This is a genomic window from Baaleninema simplex PCC 7105, assembly GCF_000332355.1.
Lineage (GTDB): Bacteria > Cyanobacteriota > Cyanobacteriia > Cyanobacteriales > Geitlerinemataceae > Baaleninema > Baaleninema simplex.
The window spans coordinates 22394-39676 of sequence record NZ_KB235960.1 but is presented as its reverse complement, the minus strand read 5'-3'; the positions used below and the strand labels follow the sequence as shown (position 1 = coordinate 39676).

16 protein-coding genes are annotated in these 17283 nt (G+C 53.0%); 6 read left to right on the top strand and 10 right to left on the bottom strand.

Annotation, left to right across the window (positions count from 1 at the left end; translation table 11 throughout):
* Nucleotides 1-27 precede the first annotated feature (27 nt).
* Complete coding sequence (locus GEI7105_RS0123670) at nucleotides 28-1053, top strand: RNA-guided endonuclease InsQ/TnpB family protein (RefSeq protein WP_051044231.1); 1026 nt, start codon at nucleotides 28-30, stop codon at nucleotides 1051-1053.
* A gap of 66 nt (nucleotides 1054-1119) precedes the next feature.
* Here the strand turns inward: GEI7105_RS0123670 and GEI7105_RS0123665 are convergent, their stop codons facing one another.
* Entirely contained in the window at nucleotides 1120-2445 is a 1326-nt protein-coding gene (locus GEI7105_RS0123665; protein WP_017662883.1) for a TRAP transporter large permease, read from the bottom strand.
* Nucleotides 2438-3028, bottom strand: coding sequence for a TRAP transporter small permease subunit (locus GEI7105_RS0123660; RefSeq protein ID WP_017662882.1), 591 nt, complete (start codon nucleotides 3026-3028; stop codon nucleotides 2438-2440). Before GEI7105_RS0123660 ends, GEI7105_RS0123665 begins: the two co-directional genes overlap by 8 nt.
* Before the next feature lie 481 nt (nucleotides 3029-3509).
* Between GEI7105_RS0123660 and GEI7105_RS0123650 the strand changes: the two genes are divergently transcribed.
* On the top strand, nucleotides 3510-4013 hold the full coding sequence (locus GEI7105_RS0123650) for a GAF domain-containing protein (protein ID WP_017662880.1): 504 nt from the start codon (nucleotides 3510-3512) through the stop codon (nucleotides 4011-4013).
* A gap of 146 nt (nucleotides 4014-4159) precedes the next feature.
* Here GEI7105_RS0123650 and GEI7105_RS0123645 read toward each other — a convergent pair whose 3' ends face one another.
* Both GEI7105_RS0123645 and GEI7105_RS0123640 read right to left on the bottom strand, forming a co-directional pair.
* Complete coding sequence (locus GEI7105_RS0123645; protein WP_202804462.1) at nucleotides 4160-4501, bottom strand: 7(1) septoil knot domain-containing protein; 342 nt, start codon at nucleotides 4499-4501, stop codon at nucleotides 4160-4162.
* A gap of 13 nt (nucleotides 4502-4514) precedes the next feature.
* Nucleotides 4515-5438: a tetratricopeptide repeat protein gene (locus GEI7105_RS0123640; RefSeq protein WP_083862527.1), complete on the bottom strand. Its 924-nt coding sequence runs from the start codon at nucleotides 5436-5438 to the stop codon at nucleotides 4515-4517.
* Between the two features lie 215 nt (nucleotides 5439-5653).
* On the opposite strand from GEI7105_RS0123640, the gene GEI7105_RS0123635 reads away from it, so the two are divergent.
* Nucleotides 5654-6895: an MDR family MFS transporter gene (locus GEI7105_RS0123635; RefSeq protein ID WP_017662877.1), complete on the top strand. Its 1242-nt coding sequence runs from the start codon at nucleotides 5654-5656 to the stop codon at nucleotides 6893-6895.
* A gap of 34 nt (nucleotides 6896-6929) precedes the next feature.
* Here GEI7105_RS0123635 and GEI7105_RS0123630 read toward each other — a convergent pair whose 3' ends face one another.
* Complete coding sequence (locus GEI7105_RS0123630; protein ID WP_017662876.1) at nucleotides 6930-7433, bottom strand: HNH endonuclease; 504 nt, start codon at nucleotides 7431-7433, stop codon at nucleotides 6930-6932.
* Between the two features lie 210 nt (nucleotides 7434-7643).
* On the opposite strand from GEI7105_RS0123630, the gene hetZ reads away from it, so the two are divergent.
* Together hetZ and GEI7105_RS0123620 are read left to right on the top strand one after the other, a co-directional pair.
* Nucleotides 7644-8825, top strand: a complete 1182-nt coding sequence (gene hetZ / locus GEI7105_RS0123625; RefSeq protein ID WP_017662875.1) for a heterocyst differentiation protein HetZ — start codon at nucleotides 7644-7646, stop codon at nucleotides 8823-8825.
* Nucleotides 8818-9831 carry a hypothetical protein gene (locus tag GEI7105_RS0123620; protein WP_017662874.1) on the top strand — a complete coding sequence of 338 codons (1014 nt, stop codon included), beginning with the start codon at nucleotides 8818-8820 and terminating at the stop codon, nucleotides 9829-9831. Before hetZ ends, GEI7105_RS0123620 begins: the two co-directional genes overlap by 8 nt.
* Nucleotides 9832-9984: 153 nt before the next feature.
* Here the strand turns inward: GEI7105_RS0123620 and GEI7105_RS0123615 are convergent, their stop codons facing one another.
* The 3 genes from GEI7105_RS0123615 to GEI7105_RS0123605 form a co-directional block, all read right to left on the bottom strand.
* Nucleotides 9985-10809 carry a 2OG-Fe(II) oxygenase gene (locus tag GEI7105_RS0123615; protein ID WP_017662873.1) on the bottom strand — a complete coding sequence of 275 codons (825 nt, stop codon included), beginning with the start codon at nucleotides 10807-10809 and terminating at the stop codon, nucleotides 9985-9987.
* 33 nt (nucleotides 10810-10842) lie between these two features.
* Entirely contained in the window at nucleotides 10843-11031 is a 189-nt protein-coding gene (locus tag GEI7105_RS37820; RefSeq protein ID WP_144054021.1) for a hypothetical protein, read from the bottom strand.
* 140 nt (nucleotides 11032-11171) lie between these two features.
* A complete protein-coding gene (locus tag GEI7105_RS0123605; RefSeq protein ID WP_017662871.1) occupies nucleotides 11172-11903 on the bottom strand; it encodes a PEP-CTERM sorting domain-containing protein in 732 nt (243 codons plus the stop codon).
* A 475-nt stretch (nucleotides 11904-12378) separates the two neighbouring features.
* Here GEI7105_RS0123605 and GEI7105_RS0123600 point away from each other — a divergent pair, with 475 nt between their 5' ends.
* Nucleotides 12379-14700 carry a transglutaminaseTgpA domain-containing protein gene (locus GEI7105_RS0123600; RefSeq protein ID WP_035493943.1) on the top strand — a complete coding sequence of 774 codons (2322 nt, stop codon included), beginning with the start codon at nucleotides 12379-12381 and terminating at the stop codon, nucleotides 14698-14700.
* Between the two features lie 74 nt (nucleotides 14701-14774).
* Here the strand turns inward: GEI7105_RS0123600 and GEI7105_RS32175 are convergent, their stop codons facing one another.
* Complete coding sequence (locus GEI7105_RS32175) at nucleotides 14775-15605, bottom strand: tetratricopeptide repeat protein (RefSeq protein ID WP_083862525.1); 831 nt, start codon at nucleotides 15603-15605, stop codon at nucleotides 14775-14777.
* A 344-nt stretch (nucleotides 15606-15949) separates the two neighbouring features.
* On the bottom strand, nucleotides 15950-17218 hold the full coding sequence (locus tag GEI7105_RS0123590; RefSeq protein ID WP_026097916.1) for a DNA cytosine methyltransferase: 1269 nt from the start codon (nucleotides 17216-17218) through the stop codon (nucleotides 15950-15952).
* Nucleotides 17219-17283 lie beyond the last annotated feature (65 nt).

Here is a 17283-nt window from a genome sequence, read left to right as displayed (position 1 = left end):
AACTTAAATAACCGACAACGAACGCTCATGGCGAAACACGCCGGAGTCGCTCGACACGCTTGGAATTGGGGACTTGCCACCTGTAAGGAAATTTATGAGGCAGGAGGTAAACTGCCCACAGCCATAGACTTACACAAAAAATTAGTAGCGGAGGTAAAGAGTCAGAATCCTTGGTACTACGAGGTATCGAAATGTGCGCCGCAAGAAGCCTTGCGCCATCTAAATAAGGCATTTAAACGGTTTTGGAAGGTTAAGGGAACAGGTTTTCCCAAATTCAAAAAAAAGAATGTCAAGGATAGTTTTTACCTTGAAGGAAGTATTATAATTTCTGGAAATCGGCTAAAACTCCCCCGAATTGGATGGGTAAAAAGCCATGAACAGTTCCCTCCAGCAAATCCTAAAAACGTCACAATAAGTAAACGTGCAGGGGACTGGTATATTGCTTTCAAAATTAATGTTAAACCCAAGTCAACCCCCAAAGTAAGAGAGCGTATCGGGGTAGATATTGGAATCAATACCCTGGCCACTCTGAGTGATGGTAAAACTTATCCCAACCCCAAAGCCTATCGCCAGGCCAAGAAAAAACTAGCCCAACTCCAAAAAGAGCTTTGCCGTCGTCAAAAAGGAGGTAAAAACCGAGAAAAGACCAAACTCAAGCTGGCTAAAGCCCATAGACGCATCGCGGATATTAGAGCAGACCATCTACACAAGTTAACAACTTACTTAGCCAAGAACCACAGCGAAGTAAAAATTGAAGACTTGAATGTGTCAGGGATGCTCAAGAATCATTGTCTGGCGAGTGCGATCGCTGATGGTGGTTTCTATGAATTTCGTCGTCAGCTTGAGTACAAATGTTATGGGTATGGAAGCAAGTTGACACTCATTGACCAATGGTATCCCAGTTCACAAATTTGCTCGAACTGCCACCATAAACAAAAGATGCCACTAGAGAAAAGACAATACGATTGTCCTAACTGCGGCATCTCTATCGATCGTGATTTAAACGCAGCGATTAATTTGGAATGTGCGGATAGCTCGGCCGTGCAAGCCTAGTGATGGAAAGGTCTCCGAAGATCCAAGCTAGGAACTGAACATCAAATGATTAAGTTTGAGTAAGTTTTAGAGAGCGGAAGGAAGCCAACTCACGATCGCTGGAAAACGAACGATCGCGACCAATACCAGAATTTGCAGCAACACGAAGGGAATCACCCCGCGATAAATGTCCTGCGTCTTCACCTCTGGCGGCGTAATGCCTCGTAGATAAAACAACGCGAATCCAAACGGCGGCGTCAAAAACGAAGTTTGTAAGTTCGCCCCCAAAACCACGCCGTACCACACCATATCCATCCCAAACTGCTGGGCGACGGGGGCAAACAGCGGCACGATAATAAAAGCGATTTGGAAAAAGTCGATAAAAAATCCCAAAAAAAACACGATCGCCATACTCGCCGCCAAAAATCCCACCTCTCCGCCGGGAAGGTTGCCTAACGCGTTCTGAATGACCTGTTCTCCCCGGAGTCCTCGGAACACCAAGCTAAACGCCGCCGATCCCAACAAAATAAACACCACCATGCTGGTAATTCGTAAAGTCGCATCGCCCACGCGTTGCAGCGAATCCCAACTTAACTGATGGTTGGCTGCGGCCAGCAAAATCGCCCCGACGCTACCGACACCCCCGGCTTCTGTAGGCGTTGCAAAGCCGAAAAGAATGCTGCCGAGAACCAAGACGATCGACAGCAGCGGCGGAACCATCGCGTTCAACACCCGCATTCCCAAATCGCGACCGCGCATATTTCGCACTTCTGGCGGTAAAGCTGGGGCGGCGTCGGGTCGAATCGTCGCGATCGCCAAAACGTGAACGGCAAATACTCCAGTCATCAGCAATCCCGGTATCATCGACCCCACGAACAAATCACCGACGGAAATGCCTAACTGATCGCCGAGAACCACCAACACCACGCTGGGGGGAATAATTTGTCCGAGGGTTCCCGATGCAGCAATTACTCCCGTCGCCAATTCTTTGTTGTAGCCGTAGCGCAGCATGATCGGCAGAGAAATCAATCCCATCGCCACGACGGTCGCCGCCACGACGCCAGTTGTGGCCGCTAACAAAGCGCCCACGAGAACCACTGCTAAAGCTAAACCGCCCCGTATCCGTCCGAAGAGAATGCCAATAGTTTCGAGGAGGCGTTCGGCGATTCCCGATTTTTCCAGCATCGCCCCCATAAAAATAAAGTAAGGAATGGCCAACAGGGTGTAGTTGGACATCGTGTTGAATACCTGTAGCGGAAAACTCCCCCACAAAGAAAAGCTAAAGGTTCCAGTTGCGACGCCGATGAGACTGAAGAGGATGGCGACACCGCCGAGGGTAAAGGCGACGGGATACCCCAGCAGCAACAGGACGAGCGCCCCGAAAAACATGGAAATTCCCAACCATTCAGTCATTTCGACCGTCCTCTTCTGTGTTTGTGCCTTCAGAATTTGCGTCGTGGGAATTGGCCTCTGCACCGATCTCGCCGACAAACACCGCCCATTTTTTGATAGCTTCGGAAATGCCTTGCAAGATCAGCAGAACGAAACTGACGAATACGAAGGTTTTGATGGGATAGCGGGGTAAGCCGCCGGGATCGGGGGAGGTTTCTTGAATTTGCCAAGAACTGAGAATCGGCGATCGCACGAACCACAGGGCGACAGCGCAAAACGGTATGAGAAACAGTAGGGTTCCGATGACATCCGCTAACGCTTTGCGGCGGGGCGACCAGTTACTGTACAACACGTCCATTCGCACGTGTTCGTTATGTTTGAGGGTGTAGGCAGCACCTAATAAAAACACTAAGCTAAAGAGATACCATTGGGTTTCGATGAAAGCGTTGGAACTGAGTTTGATACCGATGGCTTGGCCCGCATACCGTCCGATGACGTTCCAGGTTCCCACAACGACCATGAGAAGGACGAGCCAGCCTGTTAGACGACCGATCGATTCGTTGGCGCGATCGACGAGCCGCGACAGACGTAACAGGGTTTGCAACGGTTTCTCTCCTGGCGATCGATAGACTCAACAAAGCGATTTTGTATTTTACCCTCGATGGGGAAAGAATTGACGGTTTCGGGGTTGAAATTTAGGTGTTGCGGAACGATCCGAGAAACGCACTGCTGTTTTTTGCAAGGCGGATCGAGACCTTCGGATGGGAAATGTGGGGGGAAACAAGCGATCGAGACGAGACCTCATGTTGTTGAAGCGAGACGATCGCGAGTTCGGGTTCTCGTTCCGTCTTTGTATATTTATTTTTGTTAAGTTCTATATTTCAAATCTCGAATCGTTTTTAGCTATAGCAGTCCCAAATGAGTCGTCAAAAATTAAAACACCCGAAAAAATCTGATTCCCAGATCCGCTATTCCCCGTTCCCGATTCCCTTTTTGTCTCAATTTTGTTACACAACTGATTTAGGGTTGCTATATCATAGATAAAAAATGCGATCGCTCGAATTGGGGTTGAAAATCTAAAGTTTATGTTAGACCGTCAATTGCGAATCCTCACCAATCGTCTGTCGAGATCCCTAGCAGGCGATGCGTTAATTCAAAGTAAAACGCAGCAACTTCGCGATCGCTTAAATGTCGATCGCATCGTGCTGTATTATTTCTACCGAAAATGGAAAGGACAAGTGACGTTTGAATCTCTGTCTTCTCCAGAGTTCTCGATTTTAGGCTCGACGGGAGCTGACGATTGTTTCACGGGCGAATACGCTCAGCTCTATCTCGAAGGTCGTTTGAAGGCGATCGATAACGTAGACACAGCAGAGATACATCCTTGTCATCGGGAATTTCTAAATAGTATCGGTGTGAAAGCCAACCTCGTCGCCCCCATCCTCCAAGATGGTGAGTTGTGGGGATTGTTAGTCGCCCATCACTGTCGGTCTCCTCGAGTTTGGTCTCAAAAAGATAAAGACGAGATGCGATCGGTCGCACGCGAGTTGGAAACGGTCGCCGTCATTCGCAATGTTGGATATCTTTGAAGCAGTCCAAAATGTGCTGCGATTTAAAAACGTACGGCACTTTCATGGCAAAAAACTCGAACTCGTCCGACAGACTTATCTCATAGTTTCTAAGACTTGTAAGCCTATCGGCGAGTTTAATGGCATCCTCAAAAAAACAAACAAAATTACGGAATGCCGGGAAACGCATCGACGAATTTAATTTCAATATCGGGAAAAGATTCGACGAATTTAATTTCAATATCGGGAAAAGATTCGACAAACTCCCACTGACCGCAGCGATCGGGAAACGCATCGACCACTTGTACGTTGAGATCGGGAAACGCATCGACGATCTTTACCGTTAAATCGGGAAAAGATTCGACGACACGCACTTTGCCAAACAGCGAAAACCCGTTCGCAGTGCAGGTCTCAGCATCGACGTTTCCCGTAGCGCCTCGGGCGAAACCAGCAAACAGAAAAACGAGACACGCCACCCCAATTGCGATCGCCCGATAACGTTTTGTCACGATAATTCTCTCCTTACCGCTGTTGCTGCAAATACCGAGCCGCTTCTCGAGCTTGCTGCGCCGCTTCAGAGCGTCCCTGTCGCTCGAACAATTGCGCCGCCTGTTGCAAATCGTCGATGGCGCGATCGAACTCCCCGAGCGTAGCATAGGCTAACCCTCGATTGCCGAAGGCTTCGGGTGTTTCCCCATTAATGTCGAGAACCCGCTCGAAATCCGCGATCGCCGCTTGAGGGTTCGACTGTTGCAACCAAAGCATCCCCCGGTTGAGATAGATGGGAACCTGCAACAGCAGTTGTTCCGGGGGAACGGCGGCGAGGGCGTTCTCGTACCCCGTCAACGCCGCCTCCGCGCGTCCGAGTTCGGCCAGCGTCAGCGCGCGATTGTAGTGAGCCTCAACGTAACCGGAATCGAGTTCGAGGGCGCGATCGTAATTATCCAAAGCCGTTTCGATCTCTCCCAGCGCCGCGTAAATATTACCGCGATTGAGATACGGAATTGGATTATCGGGATCGAGTTCGAGAGCGCGATCGAAATCTGCTAACGCCGTTTCCAAATCGCCCAGTTGCGCGGCTGCGGCTAAATAAACGTTACCGCGATTGATATACGCTTCGACGTACTCCGAACGCAGGCGAATCGCGTCGCTATAATCTTCGATCGCCGACTCGAACTGTCCCAACGCCTCCCGCGATCGCGCCCGGTTAAAGTAGGCTTCCGGTAAATCCGACTCGCGATCGATCAGTTCCGAAAACGTCTGTTCCGCCTCGGCGTAATTCTCGCCCTCAAACTGGCCGACCCCCTGTCGAAACAGTCGGTCGGCTTCTGGCGAAAGGGTTTCGACCGTTTCGGTTTCCACAGCAACGGCGATCGTCGGAACGCCCAACCCCCCTAACACGATTAAAACCAACGTCACCAAAGCATTCTGAAGCGTTCGTATCATGTTCTCAATCCTGTCTGCAAAGCTTCTCGCTGCGGGAGGCGCTGCCAACTGAGCGAATCAAACTACCGTCCCGCTTTCCCTTTCACCTTAACGCAGCGACTGCCTACCTCAGAGCGATCGCCCCACCTGAGATCGGGGCTTCGACATCGCGACTCGATATCATAACGATCTGGACTTTTGCTGTTATCCGTTCGGAACGCCGAACGGTTCGAGACGTGAACGACGCGCAAAAACAAGTTTGGATTCTCATTATCGGGCGCTTTATTTCCCAAATCGGAACGGGATTTACACTGTTCTACGCCTCGATTTTCTTCGTCAACCAAGTTGGATTGTCGGCTACGGCAGTCGGGATCGGGTTAGGGAGTGCCTCGATCTCCGGCGTTGCCGGCCGCATCCTCAGCGGTTCGATGTGCGACTCTCCCAACTGGGGGCGCAAGCGAACCTTACTGCTCTCTGCGATTTTATCGGCAGCAGGATCGTTCGTCTTGGCTGCGACTCAAGATTTCGCCACCCTCGTCGCCGGAAACTTACTCAACGGAATGGGGGTCGGGCTGTACTGGCCGGCGTCGGAAACCGTCGTGGCCGATCTGACTCCTCCCGACAAACGCCGAGAAACCTACGCCCTCAACCGTCTCGCCGATAGCTTGGGTTTGGAATTCGGCATTATTTTGGGCGGTGCGTGGATCGCTCGAACCGACAACTATCGTCTGCTGTTCGTCCTCGATGGCGTCTCGTACCTGCTGTTTTTTACCGTGTTGGCGATCGCCATTGTCGAAACGGGGCGTCAGATTGAAAAATCCGAAAATCCCTTCAAAAACTGGGCGATCGCCCTGCGCGATCGCACTCTCCTCGTCTACGTCGCCGTCAACGTTCTCTTTACCACCTACATTTCCCAAACCGATACCGCCTTACCGGTGTATCTAAGTAACTTTCTCTCCGTAGACGACGGAAACGGCTTTCCTCCCAACGTCCTCAGTGGCTTGTTTACCTGGCACGTCGCCGTGTCCGTGTTGTTACAACTACCCGTTGCCAAACTGCTCGGTCGCTTCAATCACGCTCGAGCGTTAACCGTTTCGGCCGTACTTTGGGCGTTGAGCTTCGTCGGCGTGTGGACGACGGGCAATACCGAACGTCCGCTCGTGTGGGCAGTTATCACCTTGGGCGTTATGGCGATCGCGACCGTATCGTACACCCCTTCCGCCTCGGCGTTGGTCGTCGAACTGGCACCCGATAACTTGCGGGGGGTGTACTTGTCGATCAATTCCCTGTGTTGGGCAGTCGGCTACGCCGTCGGTCCGCCGTTAGGAGGGTTTGCCCTCGATCGCACCGAAGCGTTCGCTCACGGATTTTGGTTGGTTCTCGCTGCCAGCATCGCCATCGTCATCGCCACTTTACAACAGCTCGATCGCCTGCTAGCCAAGCGGGAGGCTCGACGGGAAGCAGAGGAGATGGGGTGAGCTTACCCCCGCGAGTCATCCCGTCAGCCGGCCTTTAAAAATCAATCCCGATGGCGTACTTGTGCCACTCGGGATGCGTTCCACTTTTGAGATATTTGCGAACTTCAAAATACAAACTGCTGTGAGGTCGTCGGGGGGGATGTTTGAGTAACATGGCCGCTTCCTGGGGCGTGCGATTGCCCTTCTTGACGTTACAGCGCACGCAGGCAGTCACCAAATTTTCCCAACTGTCACCTCCCCCGCGAGATCGTGGAACGACGTGATCGAGGGTTAACTCCTCTCCCGTGTAGTTACAATATTGACAAGTGTGTGCGTCTCGGTAAAAGATGTTGCGACGAGTTAAAGGAATCTCTTTGTAAGGAACTCGCACGTAGTAACGCAGTCGAATAACCGTAGGAAGGGGACACTCTGGATAAACAAACTTACCGTTGTGTTCGAGCTGTTCCGCCTTCCCCTTCAATACCAATACGATCGCCCGCTGCCAATTCGTAATATTCAGTGGCTCGTAAGAGGCGTTCAGGACGAGAACCTTACCCATTGATGTGTCGATGGCGTCAAATTCCTTAAACAAAGCGTAGCATATTCACTTCGATATCGCTCGAAGCCCCCACGTATATCGATCGGTGCGATCGCACCGCCTCGCTCGGATGGGGTTGTCAGATTCGATTCGTCAAACCTTGCATCTACCGCCGCCGAACTTCCGGCCGAGATCTCCGGAAGTCGATCTCGCTGTAAACTTGAGAGGGTCATGGTGACGGGTAGTCAGCAAGAAGCAGATCGTCAAGATACGGAAACACTGGTCGAGAGAGTCGCTCGCGATCTCCATCAGTCCACACGTGCTAGTCAAGGAAACTGTCAAACGGTGGCCGCTCGCATTGTCGAAGAAGTCGAACGGACTTGTACGCAAAGCCAACGCATCCAGGCGTCCGGTGAAGTAGCAGCTTGGGCGGACAAGCTCGCACGCCATCGGGTTCAGCAATGTCTGAACTACTACCGCCTCGGATCTCGGGGCGGACGGGTCGAACTTCACAGCACGCTGAGCGCCATTATCTATCGATATATTACGCCGCCGTCAGTGCAGTCGAGTTACTACGGACGGCTGCAACTCATCGAAGATTTCCTACAGGGCTTTTATGTCGAATCCCTCAACGCGTTACGACGGGAATTCGATCTCGAGGCCACCTATTCGCCGCGTACGTTGTTAGAGTTGTCGGAATACATGGCGTTTACCGAGCGCTACGCCAAACGGCGCATTACTCTAAAACGGGGTCGCAGCCAACAGCTCGTCATTTTAAGAGCGCAAACCTTCGCCCAACAACAACCGCCCGAGTTCGCCGTCGATCTCGATCGCGCTGGAGACGGAAAACCTAACGATACCGATACGACCTGGAGCGATACGCCCACGAGTCAAGTGCGCGATCGCATGGTAGACCTGACCCCCGATCCGACCGACGACTTACTGCGATCGCGCGTCATCGACGAACTGATTGCTTACCTCGAAGCCAACAACCAAAGCGAATGCGCCGACTATTTCGTTTTGCGCTTGCAAGATCTCCCCACCCAAGAGATCGAAGCCATTCTCGGTTTGACGTCGCGACAGCGAGATTACCTCCAACAACGGTTTAAATATCATTTAATTCGCTTTGCTTTATCTCACCGCTGGGAATTAGTTCACGAATGGCTCGACGCCGATCTCGATCGCGATCTCGGTATGGCCTCGAGTCAGTGGCAATCTTTCCTGAATTCCTGTAGTTCTGAAGAAGTAGAATTACTGCAACGCAAACGTCGCGGCGAGTCCGAAGACAATATCGCCCAACAACTCGGCCGCACCCCAACCCAAATCCGACGACGCTGGTTTCAATTACTCAAACGGGCTTGGGAAATTCGCAACGAACGAGTGTCCGGAGGAGACGAACGCAGCGATGAATAATGATACGAATTCCCCCAACAGGGACCGAGAAACGGTCGAAGATCGTTTCTTTGCGTGGCTTCTACGAGATCCGACGGACGATTTGGCATCGCCCCCCGCAGACAACGAGGTAAACGTCGATGTGACGAATCTCGACGTTCCGGAACCGGTCGGGCTTGATGCCGAAGCCCGACCGAACTATCAATCGATCGATCTAGGAGACGAACCAACCGTGCAAGACCGTTTTCAAGCGCTACTCAAGCGCCGATTCCAAGACCAACTCCAAGATAACTTACCGCTCTTTCCCTGGGAGACGGAAGTGCTGGAGTACGATACAGATCCCGTTGACGACCGAACTGGGGTAAGAGTTCCCAGCCTCTTGTGGTTGAAACAACTACAAGCGATCGACCTTCCCGTCACGCTTCCCGAAGACGTGTTATCGGAGCTGTTGAGTCGCTCTCAGCAGCTCGTGCAGTCGTCACTTCGCCAAGGAGAGCGGTTGATGGCCGCTGTAGAAACGCTGTTTCCCGATCGCGAAGACGAACTCAACCTCTGGACGGAACGCCTGTTAATTTGGTCGGCCAGTCGCAGCGGTGACAAGCTGCTGGCCTCCTCCGACGCCGCCGATAACTTTCCTCCATCTTACGATGCGGCGACCCCGACCCAACAAATGTTGCTGTCGCTGTTAGCTGCTAAAGAAATCGTCGAAACTCTATCGCTGCACGTTTCCCCAGCACGTCCGACCGAACGACGCCAGTGGCTCACCAGCCACGGGTTGTTGACTGTGGAAGCCGACTTCCGCAACGACGGCGATCGCCCGAGGCTCTACGCGCTCTGTCAGCTTCCCGAAGGCGGACGCGTGCAGTTGTGCGGCGATGCCAAACTCGCCACCGCTCAGCGTTCGGACCCAGGAGATCTCTGTGTGGAGCTTCCCGACGTGCGATGCGATCGCATCTATACCTTGGAAGTACGCCTCGATGCCTCCGAACAGTCTCCCTTGGTATTTTCCATTTGTCCGAGCGTTTAGGAGCTTTTGGAGTCGGGGAGCTTTTTCAGGGAAGAGGGAAGAGTGAAGAGGGAAGAGGGAAGAGTGAGCATAGCGAACAGGTAAAAGTTTAGCCGGATCGTCTCACTGGTGACTGGTGACTGGTGACTGTAAAAACGCTTCCTCATCTCCCCCTCACTGCCGCAACCATCCGTTGAAGGTAAAGCGACTGTCCTCGAAGTGTTTTGAGGAACAACGAACGGGCATGACTTCGTGTTGGCAGCGACTGTCGAAAAAGACAATGCTGTTGTTCTGTGGTTCGAGGGTAGTAAAGCAGTCGGAATCGACGACGCGCCCGGAGGCGAGATCGGTGTTGTAAAGCCGTAACTCGCCTCCTGAGTACGGTTTGGGGCAGCGGTGGAAGTAATAGACATAGGTGAGTTGGCGGGTAGCGGTTTCGGGGGAACCGGAATCGTTGTGAACTTTGTAATACCCGCCATCGTTGTGAGCTGTCAGCTGCATTTCGAGTTCGGCGATGCGGAAAGGGGTGCGATCGAGTTGGGTGAGAACCTCTGGCAATACCTGTAGAATGCGCTGTTTGAGGAGATGGTAGAACTCGGTATATAGGGTGGCGTAGAGAACTGAAGATTGACGGTAGTTCGTGGTTTGGTTCGTGGTTCCCGAAGAAACGAACTGCTCGCAGCGATCGATGGCAATGTTCAAGGCTTGTTGGTTCTCTTCGGGAGAGAGAAAGTTCTCGAGGAGAACGTAGCGATCGAGGGGGATCGGTTGAGGGTTAGGAAATTCAACGTCTCCCCCCGATGGAGTAGAAGGCGCGATCGCCTCAGTCTCGCCGAACGACGGTTCGCACTCTGTTTTGTGGTGGAGAGCGATAACTTGGAGTGCGATTTCTGCCCGATCGCGCACTGACACGGTCGGATCGTCTAACATTTCGTCGAGCGTGCGAACGGACTTTGAGACCAGTCGTTGCCACGCGCCTTGGAAGTTACTGACAAACAAGGTTGGATTGGGACTTGTAAGACTAAGGAACCATCAGCTTTTTTGGGGCGATCGCGATCGGTCGATCGTTGAAGATGACGCACACCGCGAGAACCCAAACGCCGATCGCCATTTCAGAACGTCACACCAACGAGAAGTACGGTGACGCGAGGTAACGAGGGCGACCCGCACTTCTCGTCCGAGGAGAGTTCGAGTGGCGATCGCACGAGATCGCCACCTCACCCGAGCGAGGGTAGAGATCTCTGCTATCGACGGTGAAATTTCCAGAAATTTCCATCAAAAAACCGTCGTGGTGTCGGGTCGTCGAACTGCTCAAGCAAAACTTAAAGTAGTAGATGCAAACCCATCAGACGGTTCGGCGATTAACCCAGTTGACGGCGGCGAGTACGCTCGAACGCTGCGCCCACTGCCATCAAGCCCAACACCACCGACGGTTCGGGAACTTCTTTCGGCTGCGGCGTCGGTGCGGGAGTTGGAATCGGCGTCGGAACCGCAGTCGGAGATTGGGTGTACATCTTCGTACTGCCTTGACGGTTGGCTCCCACGCTTTGCATACGAACGCCAAATTCCTGGCCGGCGAAGTTCTCAAGCGAAAGCGCTTGCGTCGCGTGTTTGACGATAAACGACGTGCCTTGGAAGTCGTCTTTTCCGCCTTTGAGTCCTTGGCTGCCGATTTCGAGAGCGAGGTTGAAACCGTCGGCCTTGAGACCGTTAAGAGCGGCTTTATCCGCTTTGATGAGATCTCCCGCCGAACTCGTGTATACGTCGCGACTCGTCAAACTGTAGAAATTGTCGTCGTCGAGATCGGAGAACGGGTTGATGTTTGCCGTGACGTTCAAGCCGCTGACGAGAGACGAATCGTTGATATCGAAGAAAATACCGCGCAAATCGGCGAGATTGACCGATTCATCGACTCTGAAGTCGAACTGAACTCCGCCATCGTCGAGATCGCTGAGCCAAATGTCAACTTCGGCGTTGCTCCCCGTAAACGGGGAAATTGAAAAGTTTAAGGAACCCGCCCTAGCTGGGGTTGCCGCGAGGACAACGACCGGCGATAGGGCAGCGCCTAGTATCAGTGTTAAATATCGTTGCATTGCCTTCCTAACCCTAAACAGGAAATACCCCTTCTATTCCTAATAGAAGCACAGTTTTTTTAGAGAACTGAAAACTTTCTGTAAAGTTTCGGACGCTTCATGTAAATTTTTGATGTGGTAGACCTCTAACAAAAGCCGACCTTAAATCCTGAAAAGCTTTGCTGATATAGATTGATACGACTATTTTATGTTTTTTTGAGTGCCATTTTTCTCGAGAGTTATAACTTTCTGTTTTGGTGGATATACGCATTTTAAATTACATTTCGTAAGAAGAATTGCGTGTTTTTGCGGGTGCTAGATCCCGAAAAACTCGGAAATGGCCGCTGTGGGGTCGCTGGCCTCGGTGGTCGCTCCCTCTATGTTAGCGAGATCGGAACGCGATCCGTAAAGTCGCCGAGTCCAAAAATATGTCACATTGAGAAAGAGACTGCCCGTCGTCGTCTACGTCTTTGTCTATATCTCTAAGATAGTCGAAATGTCTGAATCTCCAAGTCTGAGACTCTCTGACATCGCCCGGTTACGGCCGCTATGGCAGCGTTTACGATCGCTTCCTCCTCCAGTCCCCGAAGACTCGATCGCCCTGCGCGTTCTCGTTCAAGGGATGGTCGTGATTGGAATCGTCGCCACTGACGTCGCAGCAGAGACTCAAATCAGTTTGTGGGCTGTACCGCTGAGTCTCGTCGGTGCGACCTGGAGTTGGTATCGACGCCACAATCGCAACGTTCTGACGAAATTTATCCTCGCGATCGCCCTGCTCGTGTCTTTAGTGGCGTTTTTAAGCAATCTCGTCACGACGCTCAACGATACGCGTCTGATCTTAGCCGAGCTTCTCATTCAGGTTCAAGTGCTACACACCTTCGACCTGCCTCGACGTAAGGATCTCGGCTATTCGATGGTCATCGGTCTAATTTTACTGGGGGTTGCCGGAACCATCAGCCAAACGATGGCTTTCGGGCTGTTTCTGATTCTGTTTCTAGCCTTTGCCGTTCCCGCCCTCATGTTCGACTATCGATCGCGCCTGGGACTGACGCGCCAACACGCCAGACGCCCCCCTCGTCAACCCCTAGCAGGTTTCCGTCAGTCGTTTCCCTGGAAAGCCAGCATCGTCTTGGTCGCGGCGGTATTGAGTTTGGGCTTAATCCTGTTCGCCGTCATGCCTCGGGTTCCCGGCTATCAACTTCGCAGCTTTCCCGTTAGTACGACCATCGATTTTCGAGGTCAGTTCGACGGACGCAACATCGTCACCCCCGAGGGGAGCGAGGGGAGCGAAGTCGGGGGAAACGGCGGGACGGGTAACGCCGCCGAAGGGCCTGGAGAACTCGACGACACGTACTATTACGGCTTCAGCGATCGCATCAATCAAAACCTGCGAGGAACGATGACGCCGAAAGTGGTGATGCGGGTGCGATCGCAAGCCCCCGGATTTTGGCGCGTTACCGCTTTCGACGAATATACCGGTCAGGGATGGCGTATTTCCCGCAACGACGACGTGCGAAACGTGGCGCGATCGCCGTGGACGTTTCGATTTACTCTGCCGTTTATCGAAGTCCGCAGCAACACCCGAGAAGTCATCCAAACCTACAGTATCGTCGCCGACCTGCCGGGGTTGATTCCCGCCCTCGACCAACCTCAATTTATCTACTTTCCCACGAAAGAAATCGCCGTCGGCCCTGAAGGATCGCTGCGATCGCCCGTTTTCTTGACTGACGGATTGACCTACACGGTGATTTCCCAAGTGTCCGAGCGCGCTCGCACCCGACTCGCACAAGCCCCCACCGACTACCCCAAACGCATCGAAAGCCATTATTTCCAAGTTCCCGAAGACTTGCGCGATCGCCTGCGGGAGTTTACCGAAAACGTCCTCGCCGACGCCCCCAACCCGCTGACGAACCCTTATGAAAAATCGCTCTATCTGGCTCAATACCTCAAACAAAACTACCGCATCCCTGAAAATCCCTTCGGGTTGCCCTATCTGGCAGAGGGAGAAGACCTCGTCACGAACTTTCTGTTTCGGTGCCAAAGCGCTCCCGATCCCCAACTCTGCTCTCCCGGCGGCTATCCCGACCACTTCTCGACCGTTTTAACCGTCCTGTTGCGATCGATCGGCATTCCCGCTCGCTTAGCCACCGGATTCGCCCCTGGAGAGTTCAACCCCTTTACAGGACTGTACGAAGTCAAAAACACCGACGCCTTCGCCCTGACTGAAGTGTACTTTCCTCAATACGGTTGGTTTGCCTTCGATCCGATTCCCGGCCGCGATGTAGTGCCTCCCTCGATTTCTGAATACGAAGCCTTCGGTGTTTTGCGTCAGTTTTGGGATTGGGTAGCCGGATGGTTGCCGTCCCCCGTGGCTGGATTTATCGGCGGTCTATTCCAATTTATCGGCAACGCGATCGAGTGGGTGTTGCGATTGTTCTTTAAAGGCTGGTTCGGCGTTCTCTCGGGGTTGTTAGTTCTGGCCTGTTTCGGATTTCTGGGCTGGCTGAGTTGGCAGGGATGGCGAGAATGGACGTATCGTCGCCGGTTAGCCAAACTGCCCGCCATCGAACGGTTGTATCGTCAAATGTTACGAACGCTGGCCGGTCGGGGACTGTCTAAACATCCCGCTCAAACTCCGCTAGAATTTGCGAGTTTAGCCCGCGATCGCTATCCGGCCGATCTCGCCGACACTATCGACGCGATCGTCGAGGCTTACGTGCGCTGGCGTTACCGTGGCGAAGTGGCAGACGTGCGATCGCTGCGTCAACGTTGGCAAGCTCGGAAAACAACAAAATACACCTTGACTCGCAACACTTAACGACACACTGGAGGGTGGTCGGCGGTTTTCCAGAGTGCGGACTGGTTCCTCGCGCGATCCCTGGCAACGGACAACTAGCGCAAGCGTGCCAAACGTTCCATCACGTTTTGATAGCGAGCGACTTCACCTTGCTGCTGGTATAGCTCGGCGGCCGTTTCAAAATCGAGTGCCGCACTGTTAATGTCGTCCCAGGCTTCGTAGACGATTCCCCGACAGAGGTAGGCGTCTGCGTCGTCGGGATCGATGCTGAGAACGTGGTTGTAGTCGTCGATGGCTTCGCCGTACAGCCCTTGGTCGGCGTAGGCGTTCCCGCGATTGAAATAGGCGTTGACTTCGTTGGGATCGAGTTGAATCGCGCGGTTGAAATCTGCGATCGCCTCGCGATAGCGTTCTTGGGCGTAGTAGGCTAAACCGCGATTCGTGTAAGCCTCTGCTAAGTTGGGATCGAGTCGCAGGGCTTGGTTGTAATCTGAAATGGCTTCTCGATACTGATTTTGGTTGTAGTACGCTAAGCCTCGGTTGTAGTAGGCGATCGCAGAGGTCGAATCCAAGCGAATCGCTCGATTGTAGTCGTCGATCGCCGCACGATACTCGCCACGACGCCGGTAGGCGATCGCACGGTTGATATAGGCGTTGGCACTATCGGGGTTGAGTGTAATGGCGCGGTCGAAACTGGCGATCGCAGCTTCGTACTCACCTCGAGCGGAATATTGTAAACCCCGGTCGATTAACTCTGTGGCCGAACGTTGCGCGATCGTCTGTACTTCTACGGAGGTAAGCACGATCTCAGATCGAACAGTTTCCGTAGTTACTAAGACGAGGAAACTGGCAAGTAGAGTCGCCGATAGATGTTTTAAACGCCAAACTTGCCGTTCCCGATGGGGGAAACGTAATGAGGTGTCCATCGAAATTTATAGGGTTCGTGGTTTGAGGTGGCTCAAGACTTTATATCCTAGTTTATTACACAGAACCCATCTGGTCTCGATCGGTTTTTGCGGATTTCGCAATTGCTTGAAGACTTAAATTCCGTAAACGTACTTCAGCATTCTTGAGGGGAAGTTTGCAAAAACTTCATGGGTAAATTCACCGAACAGTCATCTTCAAACGTCGAGCCAGACCGAATCGGGCGACATCCGTAAAATAACGGAGAAACAGAGGGATGCTGATGGTGTCAAACGGTCGATTTTCGAGCGATATTGCGATCGCATCGGGTTAAAACGATCGCATCGTTGGAAAGAGATGGAACCCGTTACCGGTTTAGCAATCGCGGGGCGATGACGTGATGAGAGACGCTGTAGTGTCGGGCAGCATCTCTCATCGGGCGAGTTAAGAGAGGGGAATCGATTAAGTGTAGTACGCGATCGCTGGCGACTGGCGTGACCCCCAACGCTTCGACAATCCGATCGGCCACTGCCTTCGCCAATCGAGGGGGGACGGAGTTACCGATTTGTCGGAAACCGTGCCATTTCGTGGCGTGGAAGCGAAACCAGTCGGGATAACTGTGCAATCGTGCCGCCTCGCGGACGGTAATGCAGCGGGGAAACGTCGGATGGATCGGACGGGGCGAGGTAAACGCGCCGCGACTGCTGGGGGTTCCCGCTCTCAACGTGTTACAGATCCCGTTGGGATCGAGTCGCAGAAAGCGGCTGATGGGTTCGACTTTGCCCGGTTTAGTTTGGTTAAACCGCTCGATCGAGGTGGCGTTGTGTCGGGTGCGCCAACTTCCCGTCAAACGGTGGCGATCGTAGTGTCGGAGAGCGGCGTAATCGTTCGGTTCGATCGCCAACCCCCGTAAAATCGCCCCGTACTCGCTGGGTTCGCCGAATTCTGCCTCGACCGAATCTCCCTTCAGTAGTTCGTCGTACTGCTCGATTTCGGGCAAGTCTTGTAACGCGTCTGCCACGGTGGGAGAGAGGGGAAGAGAACTGAGTTTTTGGGCGGGTTTCCCGTTGGCTGGGCGCGTTTGAGGTTCGGGATAGACAGGAGGCGCAACGTCGTCGCGGTAGCCTAATAGAAACAACCGCTCGCGATTTTGGGGAACGCCGTAATGAGAAGCGTTGAGAATGCGGTAAGGGGTGACGACGGTATAGCCGCAAGCCTCGAACTTCTCGATAACGATATCGACACCGCGTTTGTGTTTGCCGACGGCCATGCCTTTGACGTTTTCCAGAACAAAGTACTTCGGCCGTAACTGCGACACGAGACGAACGAAGTGAAATACGAGATTGTTGCGAGGATCGTCGAGGAGGCGTTTGCCCATGAGGGAAAATCCCTGACAGGGCGGTCCGCCGAAGATCGCGTCAAACTCGTCCGTGCGGGCAGCTTGGCGAATATCGTCGCCCTCTACGTCAGCGACGTTCCGACAGAGAACCGGCGTCTCGGGAAAGTTATACTCGTGAACGGCGCAGTGAATCGGGTCGAGTTCGACGGCAGCTCGCACGTCAAATCCCGCCTGCTCGAAGCCGAGGCTCATTCCACCTGCCCCAGCAAACAGATCGATCGCTATCGGTCGCACCATGTTCTCTCGTGAAGGACTCCGCTTTTCGATAAAGCGAACGGTCGAGTTTCCATTGTACTCAGGGG